Source organism: Streptomyces lydicus, assembly GCF_000717345.1.
Taxonomy (GTDB): Bacteria; Actinomycetota; Actinomycetes; order Streptomycetales; family Streptomycetaceae; genus Streptomyces; species Streptomyces lydicus.
This window is the reverse complement of sequence record NZ_JNZA01000006.1, coordinates 29,588-42,646: the sequence shown is the minus strand read 5'-3', so window position 1 is coordinate 42,646 and position 13,059 is coordinate 29,588. Positions and strand designations below refer to the sequence as shown.

The following is a 13,059-nucleotide window of genomic DNA, read 5'->3' as shown; positions in this document are numbered from 1 at the left end:
CATGTCCCGCCGTCCCGCAGCGCTGCTCACCGTCCTCGCCGTCGCCCTGACCGGCTGCGGCGCCCACGTCGCCGGTGACGGGAAGGACCGCGCCGGGTCCGCCGGCCACCGTCCCGTCACCGTCGAGAACTGCGGGGTGCGCACGACGTACGACACGGTGCCCCGCCGGGTGGTCACCAACGACGTCGGCATCACCGAGATCATGTTCGCGCTGGGCCTGGAGGACCGGATGGCGGGCTATGTGATGCCCGACGACAAGGGCGATCTCGACGCCGTGCCCTGGAAGGCCGCCTACGGCAAGGTGCCCTGGCTCTCCAAGAAGGCGCTCACCAAGGAGATGGCCCTGGACGCCCGGGCCGACCTGGTCTTCGCCGGCTGGAATTACGGCTTCGGCGAGGACAACGGCCTCACCCCCGCCGCCCTCCGGAAGCTCGGCATCGGCAGTTACGTGCTGACCGAGTCCTGCCACCACGGCAGGGACGGCGGCGCCCGCGGCGTGATGCCGCCCCTGGAGGCGCTCTACACCGACCTGGCGACGCTCGGGAAAATCTTCCACGTCGAGGACCGGGCCGCCGCCCTGGTGAAGAAGTACCGCGGCCAGGTCGCCGAGGCCGCCGCGAAGGCACCGGCCCCCGGCCGCCGTCCCTCGGTCTTCCTCTACGACGACGGCCGCGACAAGCCGCTGACCGCGGGCCGCTACGCCGGGCCGCACGACATCATCGGCAAGGCCGGCGGCGTGAACGTGATGGCCGACCTCAAGGACTCCTGGACGACCGTCGGCTGGGAGACCGTCGTCGCCCGCGACCCCGACGTCATCGTGATCAACGACTACGGCGACACCTCCGCCGCCCGCAAGAAGGCGTTCCTGATGTCCTACCCGCCGCTCGCCGGCGTCTCGGCGGTCAAGCACCACCGGATCTACGTCATGGACTACGCCGAGCTCGTCGAAAGCCCCCGCAACCCGGCCGCCGTCAGCGCGCTGGCCCGCTATCTGCGCGGCGTACGGGCCGACGGCTGAGGAGACGGCGCCTGCGCGCCCGACGCCGCTCCTCCTACACTGGCTGTGTGGTGACCACCGACTGGCAGAGCGACCTCCGCAGGCGCGGATACCGGCTGACCCCCCAGCGCCAGCTCGTGCTGGAGGCCGTGGACAGGCTGGAACACGCCACCCCGGACGACATCCTCACCGAGGTGCGCAAGACGGCGGGCGGGGTGAACATCTCCACCGTCTACCGGACCCTGGAACTCCTTGAGGAACTGGGCCTGGTCAGCCACGCCCACCTCGGGCACGGGGCGCCCACGTACCACCTCGCCGACCGGCACCACCACATCCACCTCGTCTGCCGGGACTGCACGGACGTCATCGAGGCGGATCTGTCGGTGGCCGAGCCGTTCACCGCGACGCTGCGCGAACAGTTCGGCTTCGAGACGGACATGAAGCACTTCGCGATCTTCGGGCGGTGTGCGTCCTGCCAGCGCAAGGCCGCCCAGGGCGACGGCTGAGGCAGTGGACCACGAGTCGTAGGCTGGCCCCATGCTGCATCCGAACGCCAGCCCCCTGCTGTCGCTGCCCGGCGCCGTCCCCGCCGAGGCCCCCGACGAAGGCGTCGCCGCGCACTACGGCGACCTCTTCCGCGAGCAGCGCGCCCTCGCCGGCGGCACCGGCTTCGTGGACCTCTCGCACCGCGGCGTGGTCACCGTCTCCGGACCCGAACGGCTGAGCTGGCTGCATCTGCTGCTCACCCAGCACGTCGGCGAACTCCCGCCCGGCCGGGCCACCGAGGCGCTGATCCTCTCCGCGCACGGGCACATCGAGCACGCCGTCTACCTCGTCGACGACGGCGCGACGACGTGGATGCACACCGAGCCGGGCGGCCAGGAGGCGTTGATCGCCTACCTGGAGAGCATGAAGTTCTTCTACCGCGTCGAGGTCGCCGACCGCACCGCCGAGTTCGCCGTGGTGCACCTGCCGGCCGGCTCCATCGCCGGGACGCCCGAGGGCACCGTCGTACGGGAGACCCCGCACGGCCGCGACCTGTTCCTGCCGCGCGCCGACCTGGAGTCCTTCGCCGCCACGCACGGACCGGCGGTCGGCATCCTGGCGCTGGAGGCGCTGCGCGTCGAGGCGCACCGCCCCCGGCTGGGCCTGGAGACCGACCACCGCACCATCCCGCACGAGCTGGGCTGGATCGGCACCGCGGTGCACCTGCAGAAGGGCTGCTACCGCGGCCAGGAGACCGTCGCCCGGGTCCACAACCTGGGCAAGCCGCCGCGCCGGCTGGTCTTCCTGCACCTGGACGGCAGCGAGGTCCATCTGCCGCCGCACGGCACCCCGGTACGGCTCGCCTCGGACGGCGAGGAGGGCCGCCAGCTCGGCTTCATCACCACCTCGGCCCGCCACCACGAGCTCGGCCCGATCGCGCTGGCGCTGGTCAAGCGGAACGTGCCGGTGGACGCCGAGCTGATGGCGGGCGGCACGGCGGCGGCGCAGGAAGTGGTCGTCGAGCCGTAGCCCGGGCAGCCGCCGGGGCCGGCCCCCGGCGGCGCCGGCCGGCTTTCCGACAGCCCCTAGACCTCGACGAGCACCGTGAACGGTCCGTCGTTGGTCAGCGACACCTTCATCTGCGCGCCGAAGCGGCCGGTCTCCACATGGGCGCCCAGCGCCCGCAGCTGCGCGACGACCTCGTCGACCAGCGGTTCGGCGACCGGCCCGGGGGCCGCCGCGTTCCAGGTGGGGCGGCGGCCCTTACGGGCGTCACCGTAGAGAGTGAACTGGCTGATCACCAGCAGCGGTGCCGAGGTGTCCGAGCAGGACTTCTCGCCCTGCAGGATCCGCACCGACCACAGCTTGCGGGCGAGCTGTGCCGCCTTCTCCGGGGTGTCGTCGTGGGTGACCCCCACCAGCACGCACAGCCCCTCCCCGACGATCTCCCCGACCGTCTCGCCCGCCACCTCGACGCGGGCACCGTCAACTCTCTGCACCACAGCTCGCATACCCGCCATGATGCCGGTCGCCCGGGCGCCTTCGGACAGCCGTGCCCCTACGGGGGCCGTTCGGGTGCCATGGCCCTGCAGAAGGACCGCCCAGAGTGGCACGATGCGTGCACGTGGTGCGTTTCACGGACAACATGCCCTGGACGCGGCACCGGACGAGGGGACGGAATCATTCATGAGCACTGTCGGCGCCGGACAGACACCCGGTCCCGTACCAGCCGCCCGTACGACATCGACCGGACACCCCGCAGCGGCCTCCGCCGCACCGGACACCGGAGCGCCGGCCCCCATCCCTCCGGCCCCGCCATCCGCCTCCACGACGTCGACCACCACCGCCACCACCTCCCCACCCACCACGACGACCACGGCAGCGGCTCGCTTCGAGCCCGCCGGCACCGAGGACGGCCCCATGCTCCAGGCAGGCCAGGCGCAGCACCCCCGCCCCCCGCAACAGCGCGACCCCTGCCGCCCGGCCACCGATCCCGATCTGTCCGGGCTGGGGCTGCCCGAGCTGCGGGTGGTGCGGCGCGACTCCCAGCAGGAGGAGGCCGATCTGAGCTATCTGCGGCGGCTGCTGCAGGGCCGGATCGACATCCTGCGGGCCGAGATCGCCCGCCGTACCGCCCAGCACTCGCCGCTGCTGGACCGGCTGCCGGAGATCCTGGCGGACCTGCCGTCGCGGCACCGTTCCTCGGCCCGGCACGTGACCCTCGGCACCCCGCACAGCGAGGAGTACCGCAGGCTGGCGGAGGAAATGCTCGGTGAGGTGGAGCTGTCCGACCTCACCGCGCGCACGGACCAGGAGCTGCACGACGCGATGAGCCGGCTGATCCGCTACGAACGGCAGGTGTCGCGGCGCCGTTCGTCGCTGCAGCGCACCACCGACGACTGCAGTGCCGAAATCGCCCGCCGGTACCGTGAAGGCGAAGCGCAAGTAGACGACCTGCTGTCCTGAGCGGCCACAAGCCCCGGGCGGTGGGTCTCCCACTCCCACACCCGGAAGGCCGCCGATGACCTCGTCCTCGCCCACCCCGATACCCGAGCAGGCCCCGGCACCCGAGGCGAGCGCCGGCGCGCCGGTCCCGCCGGTCCTCGCCGAGGTCGTGCGCTCCGGTTTCGTCGAGGGCCGGCACCGCGGTTCGCTGGTGGTGCTGGCGGCCGACGGCAGTGTGGAATCGGCACTGGGCGACGTGGCCGCGCCGGTCTTCCCCCGCTCCACGAACAAGCCGATGCAGGCCGCGGCGGTGCTGCGGGCGGGCCTGGAGCTGTCGGGCGAGCGGCTGGCGCTGGCCGCCGCGAGCCACTCCGGTGAGTCCTTCCACCTCGACCTCGTACGGACGATGCTCGCGGAGCACGGGCTGACCCCGGACCACCTGCAGACGCCGCCGGACCTGCCGCTGGACCCCGAGGAGGCGGAGTCCTACCTCGCCTCGGGCCGGGTCCGCGACCGGCTGGCCATGAACTGCTCGGGCAAGCACACCGCGATGCTGGCCGCCGCCGCGCGCAACGGCTGGCCGCTGGCCTCGTACCTCGACCAGGACCACCCGCTCCAGCAGCTGGTGGCCGAGGGCGTGCGCGCGGCGAGCGGCGAGGAGGTCGCCCATGTCGGCACCGACGGGTGCGGCGCGCCGCTGCTCTCGCTGTCCCTGACCGGCCTGGCACGGGCCTTCCGGCACTTCGTGCTGGCGGACCCCGGCACCCCGGAGCGGCGGGTGGCGGACGCGATGCGCGCCCACCCGGAGTACGTCGCCGGCACCCGGCGCCCCGACACCTGGCTGATGCAGGCGCTGCCCGGCACCCTGTCGAAGATGGGCGCCGAGGCCGTCCAGGCGGTGGCGCTGCCCGACGGCCGCGCTCTGGCCTTCAAGATCGACGACGGTGCCACGCGCACCCTGGGCCCGATCCTCGCCCGCCTGCTGCGCCGGATGGGCGTCGACTCCCCCGTGCTGGCGCGCCTGGAGGACGCCCCGCTGCTGGGCGGCGGCGTACGGGTCGGGGAGATCCGGGCGGCGTTCTGACGCGTGTGCCGCCGGTGCGGCCGGACCGGGTGCCGCTCCCCGGGCCGGCCGCCACCATCGGCCCCTCGACCGCTGCCGCAACGGCCATGGCCTGCATAAAGTGGCGATGACAGGGCACACACGCAACATCCACCACAGCAGGAGGCCGGCGACCATGAGTGACGCGAATCCCGAGCCGCGGGGACCCGAGTCGATCGAGCACGCGCACGATCCCGAGGTACTGCAGCTCGCGGCGAAGGTCTTCGACCTGGCGCGGCACGGCGACACCGACACCGTCGCCGCGTACGTGGACGCGGGCGTCCCCGCCAACCTGACCAACGACAAGGGCGACTCGCTGGTGATGCTGGCCGCCTACCACGGCCACGCGGCCACCGTGGAGGCCCTGCTCCAGCGCGAGGCCGACCCCGACCGGCCCAACGACCGCGGTCAGACGCCGCTGGCCGGCGCGGTCTTCAAGGGCGAGGACGAGGTCGTCAAGGCCCTCGTCGCGCACGGCGCGGACCCGTCGGCGGGCAGCCCCTCGGCGATCGAGACGGCCCGGATGTTCGAGAAGACGGAACTGCTGAAGCTCTTCGGGGCGGAGTGAGGCCGGGCGCGGCGGGGGCTCATCCGGGTGACGCTTGACCTCAACTTCGCTTGAGGTCCTAGCGTCGGGTTCCGACGGCGACACCGCCGTCCGCGACTCCCCGCCACGCCACGAAGGGCCCCGCATGTCCGCGCACTCGTACCGCCTCGCAGTGATCATCGGCAGCACCCGGGAGGGCCGGTTCGCGCCCGTCATCGCGAACTGGTTCACCCGGCACACCGAGAGCCACGCCCACATCGACGTGGACGTCATCGACCTGGACACCGTCCGCCCGTACGAACTCCGCCACGGCAGCGAGGAGTACGCGTCCTTCGCCAAGCGCGTGGACGCGGCGGACGCGTTCGTCGTGATCACTCCGGAGTACAACCACTCCTTCCCGGCCCCGCTCAAGCACGCCATCGACCTGCTGCACGCCCCGTGGCAGGCCAAGCCGGTCGGCTTTGTCTCGTACGGGGGAATCTCCGGCGGCCTGCGCGCCATTGAGCAACTGCGTCTGGTCTTCGCCGAGTTGCACGCGACGACGGTGCGCGAGACGGTGAGCTTCCCGCTCGCCGGCAACCTCTTCGACGAGGCCGGCCGCCTGCACGACCCGGCCCCCGCCACCCGGGCCGCCGACGCCCTGCTCGACCAGCTGACGTGGTGGGCCGTGGCGCTGCGCGAGGCCCGCGAGGCCCGTCCGTACGGCGGCTGACGCCCCTGGCCCCTAGGGTCTCGTCGGACAGACCTTAGGGCGCGCCCTCCGGGTCAGGGCCGATCGCGCGCTCGACGAGTGCCGCGATCAGCCCCTCGGTCTGCTCCACCGGCACCACCCCCGGCAGGGTCAACTGCTCCAGCATCAGCCCGGTCATCGCGAGGTAGAGCAGCATCACGGCCGTACGGTCACCGGGCAGCCCGCTGTCCAGGTGGAAGCTGATGTCGTCGTCGAGCGTGGCCCGGATGGTGCGGGTCAGCTCCGTACGCAGTTCAGGGCGCCGGGTCGCCTCCAGGCGCAGTTCCAGCATCGCCAGATAGCCGGTGCGGTCCGCGGCGACCCGGCGATTGATCCAACCCATCAGGTGGACCACCAGCTCCCGGCTCGGGGGCGCCGCCATCACGGCCGCGACCTCGTCCGGGTCGGGCGCGATGCGCTGGTGAATCTGCCCGGTGACCTGGGCCAACAGGGCGTCCCTGTTGGCGAAGTAGTTGGAGGCGGTGCCCTTGGGCACGCCCGCGGCCTCGTCGACGGCCCGGAAGGTCAGCCCGCGGGCTCCGTCCCGCGCCAGCACCTCGATCGCGGCATCCACCAGCGCCGCGCGCCGCTCGGGGTTACGCACCATTGCCTCGTCCTCCTCGCTCCATCCCGTTCCCGCTCCCTCCGGCCGACGGCCGCTCGCGTGACAACAACGTGCCTCCGCAACGCCACCACAGCTGTTTTCGCAACGTCACCACAGCTGCTTCCGCAACGTGCCGGCAACTGCTGCAGCAAAAGGGCTTGCAACCACTACATCTAAAGTACTACAACTGACGTTGTTGTCGTGGCCGGACGGGCCGGCCGCGAACGGAGAGGATCACCATGCGCTTCGCCAAGCTCGGCACCGCCCTGCTGACCGACGACGTCGCCGCCAGCACCCGCTTCTACACCGACCACTTCGGCTTCCGTCCGATCGTGGAACTGGACTGGTACGCCAGCCTCCAGCACCCCCAACACCCCGACCACCACCTGGACTTCACCCTGCGCGGCCACGAGGCCATGCCGGAGGACTTCCGCGCCCAGAAGACCGGCGGCGTACTCCTCGGCTTCCTCGTGGAGGACGCGGCAGCCGAGGAGGCCGCCCTGCGCGCCAAGGGCGTACCGATCGCCGCGCCGGTGCGCGACGAGCCCTGGGGGCAGCGCCGCTTCAACGTCTGGGCCCCCGAAGGCACCCTGATCGAGGTGCTGCAGACCATCGACCCCGACCCGGAGTGGCTGAAGGCCCAGGGTCTGTGAGCAAGGGCCGGGGGCTGTGAGCAAGGCCCGGGCGTGAGGGGCGGGCGGGCGAGGCCGAGGGGAAGGGGCGGCCGCCTGGCCGATAATGGGCCGGGGAACGGGATCGCCCGGAGGGCTTCGCGAGGGGGGAGTTCGCACCATGAGCGCACGCAAGGGCCCGTACGAATGCGGGCTGGACGCCGCGGTGGACGTCATCGACGGCAAATGGAAGGTGCTGCTGCTGTGGGCCCTGGCGCAGGGGCCGCAGCGCTTCGGTGAGCTGCGGCGCGGCCTGCCGAAGATCACTGAGAAGGTACTGACGCAGCAGCTGCGCGAGTTGGAAGCCGACGGCATCGTGCACCGCGAGGTCTTCCCTCACGTACCGCCGAAGGTCGAATACTCCCTCACCGAGGCCGGCACCTCCCTCAACGAGGCCCTGGCCCCCCTCGGGGCCTGGGGCCGCGCCCACATGACCCACCTGGAAGCGACGTACCCCCAACGCCATCCGGCCTAGCCCGCACACTGCACCGCCGCTTCACTGCCTCACCGCCGTGGCGAGGTGGACGGTCATCGCGCACGGAATCCGTCCGTCCGGCAGGGCCGACGCCGCCGACTCCGCCGCGAAACGGGCCCGCAGGTCGGCCCGTACGCCCGGGTCGAGCGGGCCGAGGTCGTAGAAGCCGCCCACGGTCGCCCAGACCTGCTCCGGCGATCCCGTCAGATCGATCCGTACGGTCTCCCACGCCACCGGCCCGAAGCCGGCCGGGACGAACACCGCGTCCCACCCCTCGCGCGTCCGCAGCCGCCGGTCGCCGAGCGACGGAATCTGCTGTTCCGCCGGCGCTGCCCGGAACAACGGCCGGGCCAGCCGCAGAAACTCCCCGTACGCCTCCGTCTCACCGTCCGCCACACCGCCGCCCAGGACGCCCGCCAGCGTCCCGCCGGGCTCCAGCACCCGCGCCAACTCGACCGCGACCTGCTCCACTTCGCCCATCAGCATCAGCGCCATGTGCGAGACGACACCGTCGAACCGGGCGGTGCGGAACGGCAGTTGCTGCGCCCGGGCCGCACACAGTCCGGCCCGCCCGAGTCCCCGCCGGCGGCGCGCGAGCGCCAGCTCCTCCACGGACAGGTCCACGCCGGCGAGCGCGGATCGCGGGGGCCCGCTCGCGGCCAGGAGTTCCAGCAGGAGTCCGTCGCCGCAGCCGAGATCCAGCACCCGCCTGCACCCCGTCACCCGGTCCCGCAGCAGCTCGTAACTGGACCGGCCGTCCGCCGACCGCCCTCGGGCCATCGCCCGGGTCGTCACGGCGGGGTGCGTCGCGTGGAAGGCCCGCAGAAAAGCTTCCTGAACCGTCGCCATCCGCCGATCGTAGGAGCAACGGCCCCGCCCCGCCGCAGAATCCGCGTGCTCGCACCGTCCGCCCCGCTACACCCTCCGCACCGTCGCTCCGCCCCCGTCGCTCCGCCCCGCGGTGCTCCGCCCCGTGGTGCTCCGCTTGCCCGTCCCCCTCCGTCGATCGCCCGTCCGGCGGTCACTCCTCCGCCGGGCACTCCTGCAGGGCCCAGCCGTTTCCGTCCGGGTCGCTGAAGTAGACGAACGAGTTCCAGGCCCCGCCGGGCCCCTCCGCCATCGCCCCGTCCTCGACGTGCTGCACGGGGCCGGCCGGCACGCCCCGCTCCACCAATTCCGCGCGGGCCGCGGCGATGTCGGACACCACCAGCTGCAACCCCTGCACCGACCCCGGTGGCACCGCCGTGACCCCGGTCCCCGCTCCGATCACGATCGAGCAGCCCGAGCCCGGTGGCGTCAGCTGAACGATGCGCGCCTCGTCCCCGACGCACATGTCGTGATCGACGACGAAGCCCATCTGCTCGCTGTAGAAACGCTTCGCCCGCTCCACGTCCGACACCGGAACCGGCACCAGCTCAAGCTTCCAGTCCATGGCGCGCCGCCCTTCCGTACGGACGACGGCCCCGCACAGCGACCGTCGACACCGGCCCTTGTCGCGCTCCCCGAAATCCCGCTCCCCAAATTCTAGGGAGCGGCCGGCACCTGCGCGCCCGCGGAAGGCGGCAGCAGCGGACGCGGCGGTCGCACCCATTGACGGAGTGAGTACTCACTCCGTACGGTCTTCGTATGCCACCACAAGCCAGTCAGCCCCGCCGTCGCGCGCCCGCAATGAGCGTGGAGCAGCGGCGGGCCATGGTCGTGGCCGCCGCGCTGCCGCTCGTGGCGGAGTACGGGGCGGCCGTCACCACCAGCCAGATCGCCCGCGCCGCCGGCATCGGGGAGGCGACGATCTTCCGCGCGTTCAAGGACAAGGACGAGGTGCTCGACGCCTGCGTCGCCGAGGCGGTCGGCACGGACCACGTCCTGCGCGAACTCGCCACGATCTCCCTGGACGAGCCGCTCGACGTACGCCTCACCGAGGCCGCCGAGGCCCTGCGCGCCCACATGGAGCGGATGGGCACCGTCGTCGGCGCCCTGCACGCGTCCGGCCACCTCCGCCCCGGTCGGGGCGGCCCGGACGGCCGGGAGGGGCGCGACGGTCGGGAGGGTCGAGACGGACGGGAAGGTCGAGACGGACGGGAAGGTCGAGACGGGCGGGAGAGTCGAGACGGCCGGGGTGGTCGGGGCGAGGGTCGGGACGGTCAGCACGGGGCCGGACCGCCGCCCGATGCCCGGGCGCAGTCCTTCCTCGCGCTGCGCGACGGTGTCGTCGAGCTGATCGAACCGGACCGCGACGCCTGCCGCCTCAGTCCGGAGAAGGTCGCCACCGCCTTCCTCGGTCTCCTCTTCACCCGGCTCCACACCCCGGCGCCGGGCGCCGAGGCCCCGCTCTCCCCCGAAGAACTCATCGCCGTACTTCTGCACGGCAGCCTCAAGCACCCCGGGAGTGACCGATGACCGTGACCCTCAACCACACCATCGTTCCGGCCGCCGACCACCGCGCGGCCGCCCACTTCTTCGCCTCGGTCATGGGACTGCCGGAGCTTCCGCCGGCCGGCCGCCTGGGCCATTTCGCGCCGGTCCGCGTGAACGAGTCCCTCACCCTCGACTTCATGACCGTGCCCGAGGCCGAGGGCCACCATCTCGCCTTCGACGTCGCCCCCCAGACCTTCGACGGCATCCTCGCCCGCATCGAGTCGGCCGGCGTCCCCTACGGAAACGACCCCGCCACCCCCGACAACGGCCGCATCGACCACCCCCTGTGCGCCCGCGGGCTGTTCTTCCGCGACGCTTTCGGCAACCTCTACGAGGTCATGTCCCCGGCGTAGCCCTCCCCCGTCCCTGCGACCGAACCCACCGCCCCCGCGCCCTCGCGGTCCCGCACGCCCACACGTTCGCAGGGGCGCTCAGCCGTTGACGAACGTCATGCTCACCTCGTCGTAGCGGGTCCCGGCGATCCCGGCGGCGGGGGCCGCGGCATCTATCGCGGCCAGCTCGTCGGCGGACAGCTCGACGGTGAGGGCGCCGAGGTTCTCCTCCAGGTACTTCTGCCGGCGGGTACCGGGGATCGGCACCACGTCGTCGCCGCGGTGCTGCACCCAGGCCAGGGCGAGCTGTCCGGCGCTGACGCCCTTGTCGGCGGCGAGTTCGTTCAGCTTCTCGACGATGGCGAGGTTCTGCTCCAGGTTGCCGTCGGCGAAGCGGGGCTGCGTACGGCGTACGTCGGACTCCGGCAGCCCCTCCACCGAGGTGTAGCGGCCGGTCAGGAAGCCGCGCCCGAGGGGCGAGAACGGCACCAATCCGATGCCGAGTTCACGGCACACCGGCACGATCTCCTGCTCCAGGTCGCGGGTCCACAGCGACCATTCGCTCTGCAGCGCGGCCATGGGGTGCACGGCATGTGCCCGCCGCAGCGTCGCCGCGCTCGCCTCGGACAGTCCGAGGTGCCGCACCTTGCCGGCCTCGACCAGTTCGGCCATCGCACCGACGGTCTCCTCGATCGGCACCTCCGGGTCGACGCGGTGCTGGTAGTAGAGGTCGATGTGGTCGACCCCCAGCCGGCGCAGCGAGGCGTCGCACGCCTGCCGTACGTAGGCGGCGTCACCCCGGATCGTGGTCGGCTGGCCGAGCACGTTGGCGAACCCGAACTTCGTGGCCAGCACCACCTCGTCCCGCCGGCCGGCGATGGCTCGCCCTATGAGCTCCTCGTTGTGGCCGGCGCCGTAGAAGTCGGAGGTGTCCAGCAGGCTGACGCCGAGGTCGAGCGCGCGGTTGAGGGTCGCGATCGACTGCTTGTCGTCCGATTCCCCGTAACCGTGACTCATCCCCATGCAACCGAGGCCCTGGGAGGAAACCTCCAGCTCGCCGAGCTTGCGGGTAGGAATGTTGGTCGTGGTCATTGCTTCTGATACCTCCTGGACCGGGCCTGTCCCGGAATCCCGTGAGAACGCTAGGAGTTGGAGCGCACTCCAAGTCAACACGCCGCCGGGCAACGGGCGGTGCCTGCGGGCGGCCGGTGACCACCGACGGGTGCCAGGTGGTGTCGGCGGGTGTCAGGTGGTGTCGGCGAACGTCAGGTGGTGTCGCCCGCTATCGCCCGGAGCGCCCGGCAGTGGTCGGCGAAGGCGGCCCGGCCGCCGGCCGTCAGCGCGAGCCAGGTGCGGGGGCGCTTGCCGACGTAGCCCTTGGTGACGGCGACGTAGCCGGCCTTCTCCAGGGTGGCGACCTGCCGCGACAGCACCGAGTCGCTCACCTCGACGGTGTCGCGGACGAAGGCGAACTCCGCCTTGTCGGCCGCGGCCAGCGTCGCCACGATGGAGAAACGCACCGGCGCGTGAATCACCTCGTCCAGCCCGTGGCGCGGGTGGTTTCCCTCTATCGGTGCGGTCACCGCCGGGCCTCCATGTAGCCGCCTATCAGCCCGGGAAGGGCCACCACCAGTGCGCCGGGCAGCCACCACGCCACGGCACCCTGGAACCAGATGGTGCCGGGCACCAGGACCGCGGCGTACAGCAACGCCCAGGCGACGATCATGCCGGCATGCCACCGCCCGAACCCCCGCCGGGCGACGTGCTGTCGGGCCGAGTAGACCGACAGTCCGGCGATGACCACACCCCAGAAGCCGACGCCGATCGCCACCCCGTACGGATGCCCCAGCAGCCCGATGGCGAGCACCACGACCGCGGCGGCGCAGCCGTAGATCACTTGGTAGCGCACGTACCACTTCGCGCCCTCGCGCACCGTGGAGCTCAGCTCCTGTGCGCGGGCCAGTGCGGCCGCCGCGTCCTCGGCTGCGTATGCCTGCTCCGTCATGCCAGTCCCCCCTGACTGTGCGTCGGGTACCCCGACTCTTCCCCTCGCCGGGCGTCCTTCGGGCGTTCGCCGTCACGGCTCTGCCGCCCGCTCTGCTCCCGGCCTTGTGCATTCATCGTGCCAAGTACTTTCCAATCCGACAAGTACTTTCCGTTCATTCGTTCGGCGGATGGGCGTGCCCCTTCTCGGATGTCCGCCCTCGGCAGTGGTGACGTGTCGCAGTCGGGCCGGCGCGCGGCGGCCCCGGCGG

18 protein-coding genes are annotated in these 13,059 nt (G+C 72.2%); 11 read left to right on the top strand and 7 right to left on the bottom strand.

All coding sequences use genetic code 11. The annotated features are described in order from the left end of the window. Position 1: 1 nt before the first annotated feature. Genes OO62_RS06685 through ygfZ form a run of 3 tightly spaced genes read left to right on the top strand, consistent with a single transcriptional unit; the run spans position 2 to position 2,512 of the window. Complete coding sequence (locus OO62_RS06685; protein ID WP_033266307.1) at positions 2-1,018, top strand: ABC transporter substrate-binding protein; 1,017 nt, start codon at positions 2-4, stop codon at positions 1,016-1,018. 47 nt (positions 1,019-1,065) lie between these two features. After that, positions 1,066-1,503, top strand: coding sequence for a Fur family transcriptional regulator (locus OO62_RS06680; protein WP_033266306.1), 438 nt, complete (start codon positions 1,066-1,068; stop codon positions 1,501-1,503). A gap of 31 nt (positions 1,504-1,534) precedes the next feature. Continuing rightward, on the top strand, positions 1,535-2,512 hold the full coding sequence (gene ygfZ / locus OO62_RS06675; protein WP_033266305.1) for a CAF17-like 4Fe-4S cluster assembly/insertion protein YgfZ: 978 nt from the start codon (positions 1,535-1,537) through the stop codon (positions 2,510-2,512). A 56-nt stretch (positions 2,513-2,568) separates the two neighbouring features. Here ygfZ and dtd read toward each other — a convergent pair whose 3' ends face one another. Continuing rightward, complete coding sequence (gene dtd / locus OO62_RS06670) at positions 2,569-2,994, bottom strand: D-aminoacyl-tRNA deacylase (protein ID WP_033266304.1); 426 nt, start codon at positions 2,992-2,994, stop codon at positions 2,569-2,571. Between the two features lie 409 nt (positions 2,995-3,403). Between dtd and OO62_RS06665 the strand changes: the two genes are divergently transcribed. The 4 genes from OO62_RS06665 (at position 3,404) to OO62_RS06650 (ending at position 6,289) form a co-directional block, all read left to right on the top strand. Continuing rightward, a complete protein-coding gene (locus tag OO62_RS06665) occupies positions 3,404-3,949 on the top strand; it encodes an RsiG family protein (RefSeq protein WP_033266303.1) in 546 nt (181 codons plus the stop codon). 55 nt (positions 3,950-4,004) lie between these two features. Beyond that, positions 4,005-5,012 carry an asparaginase gene (locus OO62_RS06660; RefSeq protein WP_033266302.1) on the top strand — a complete coding sequence of 336 codons (1,008 nt, stop codon included), beginning with the start codon at positions 4,005-4,007 and terminating at the stop codon, positions 5,010-5,012. Between the two features lie 154 nt (positions 5,013-5,166). Beyond that, the gene (locus OO62_RS06655; protein WP_033266301.1) at positions 5,167-5,598 is read left to right on the top strand and encodes an ankyrin repeat domain-containing protein; all 432 of its coding nucleotides are present in this window, start codon (positions 5,167-5,169) and stop codon (positions 5,596-5,598) included. Positions 5,599-5,722: 124 nt separating this feature from the next. Beyond that, on the top strand, positions 5,723-6,289 hold the full coding sequence (locus OO62_RS06650) for an NADPH-dependent FMN reductase (protein ID WP_033266300.1): 567 nt from the start codon (positions 5,723-5,725) through the stop codon (positions 6,287-6,289). A gap of 34 nt (positions 6,290-6,323) precedes the next feature. Here the strand turns inward: OO62_RS06650 and OO62_RS06645 are convergent, their stop codons facing one another. Further along, positions 6,324-6,914, bottom strand: a complete 591-nt coding sequence (locus OO62_RS06645; RefSeq protein WP_033266299.1) for a TetR/AcrR family transcriptional regulator — start codon at positions 6,912-6,914, stop codon at positions 6,324-6,326. A gap of 236 nt (positions 6,915-7,150) precedes the next feature. Between OO62_RS06645 and OO62_RS06640 the strand changes: the two genes are divergently transcribed. Beyond that, on the top strand, positions 7,151-7,564 hold the full coding sequence (locus OO62_RS06640; RefSeq protein WP_033266298.1) for a VOC family protein: 414 nt from the start codon (positions 7,151-7,153) through the stop codon (positions 7,562-7,564). Positions 7,565-7,703: 139 nt separating this feature from the next. Further along, the gene (locus tag OO62_RS06635; protein ID WP_033266297.1) at positions 7,704-8,057 is read left to right on the top strand and encodes a winged helix-turn-helix transcriptional regulator; all 354 of its coding nucleotides are present in this window, start codon (positions 7,704-7,706) and stop codon (positions 8,055-8,057) included. Positions 8,058-8,078: 21 nt separating this feature from the next. Here OO62_RS06635 and OO62_RS06630 read toward each other — a convergent pair whose 3' ends face one another. Together OO62_RS06630 and OO62_RS06625 are read right to left on the bottom strand one after the other, a co-directional pair. Then, on the bottom strand, positions 8,079-8,906 hold the full coding sequence (locus OO62_RS06630) for a class I SAM-dependent methyltransferase (RefSeq protein ID WP_033266296.1): 828 nt from the start codon (positions 8,904-8,906) through the stop codon (positions 8,079-8,081). A gap of 172 nt (positions 8,907-9,078) precedes the next feature. Beyond that, the gene (locus tag OO62_RS06625; protein WP_033266295.1) at positions 9,079-9,489 is read right to left on the bottom strand and encodes a VOC family protein; all 411 of its coding nucleotides are present in this window, start codon (positions 9,487-9,489) and stop codon (positions 9,079-9,081) included. Positions 9,490-9,749: 260 nt separating this feature from the next. On the opposite strand from OO62_RS06625, the gene OO62_RS38840 reads away from it, so the two are divergent. Together OO62_RS38840 and OO62_RS06615 are read left to right on the top strand one after the other, a co-directional pair. Beyond that, entirely contained in the window at positions 9,750-10,454 is a 705-nt protein-coding gene (locus OO62_RS38840) for a TetR/AcrR family transcriptional regulator (protein WP_051732842.1), read from the top strand. Then, a complete protein-coding gene (locus tag OO62_RS06615) occupies positions 10,451-10,825 on the top strand; it encodes a VOC family protein (RefSeq protein WP_033266294.1) in 375 nt (124 codons plus the stop codon). The genes OO62_RS38840 and OO62_RS06615 overlap by 4 nt, the downstream gene beginning before the upstream one ends. A gap of 78 nt (positions 10,826-10,903) precedes the next feature. Here OO62_RS06615 and OO62_RS06610 read toward each other — a convergent pair whose 3' ends face one another. From OO62_RS06610 to OO62_RS06600, 3 genes are all read right to left on the bottom strand, one after another. Beyond that, positions 10,904-11,896, bottom strand: coding sequence for an aldo/keto reductase (locus OO62_RS06610; protein ID WP_033266293.1), 993 nt, complete (start codon positions 11,894-11,896; stop codon positions 10,904-10,906). Between the two features lie 173 nt (positions 11,897-12,069). Then, on the bottom strand, positions 12,070-12,387 hold the full coding sequence (locus tag OO62_RS06605; RefSeq protein WP_033266292.1) for a winged helix-turn-helix domain-containing protein: 318 nt from the start codon (positions 12,385-12,387) through the stop codon (positions 12,070-12,072). Beyond that, complete coding sequence (locus OO62_RS06600) at positions 12,384-12,809, bottom strand: hypothetical protein (RefSeq protein WP_033266291.1); 426 nt, start codon at positions 12,807-12,809, stop codon at positions 12,384-12,386. The genes OO62_RS06605 and OO62_RS06600 overlap by 4 nt, the downstream gene beginning before the upstream one ends. Positions 12,810-13,059 lie beyond the last annotated feature (250 nt).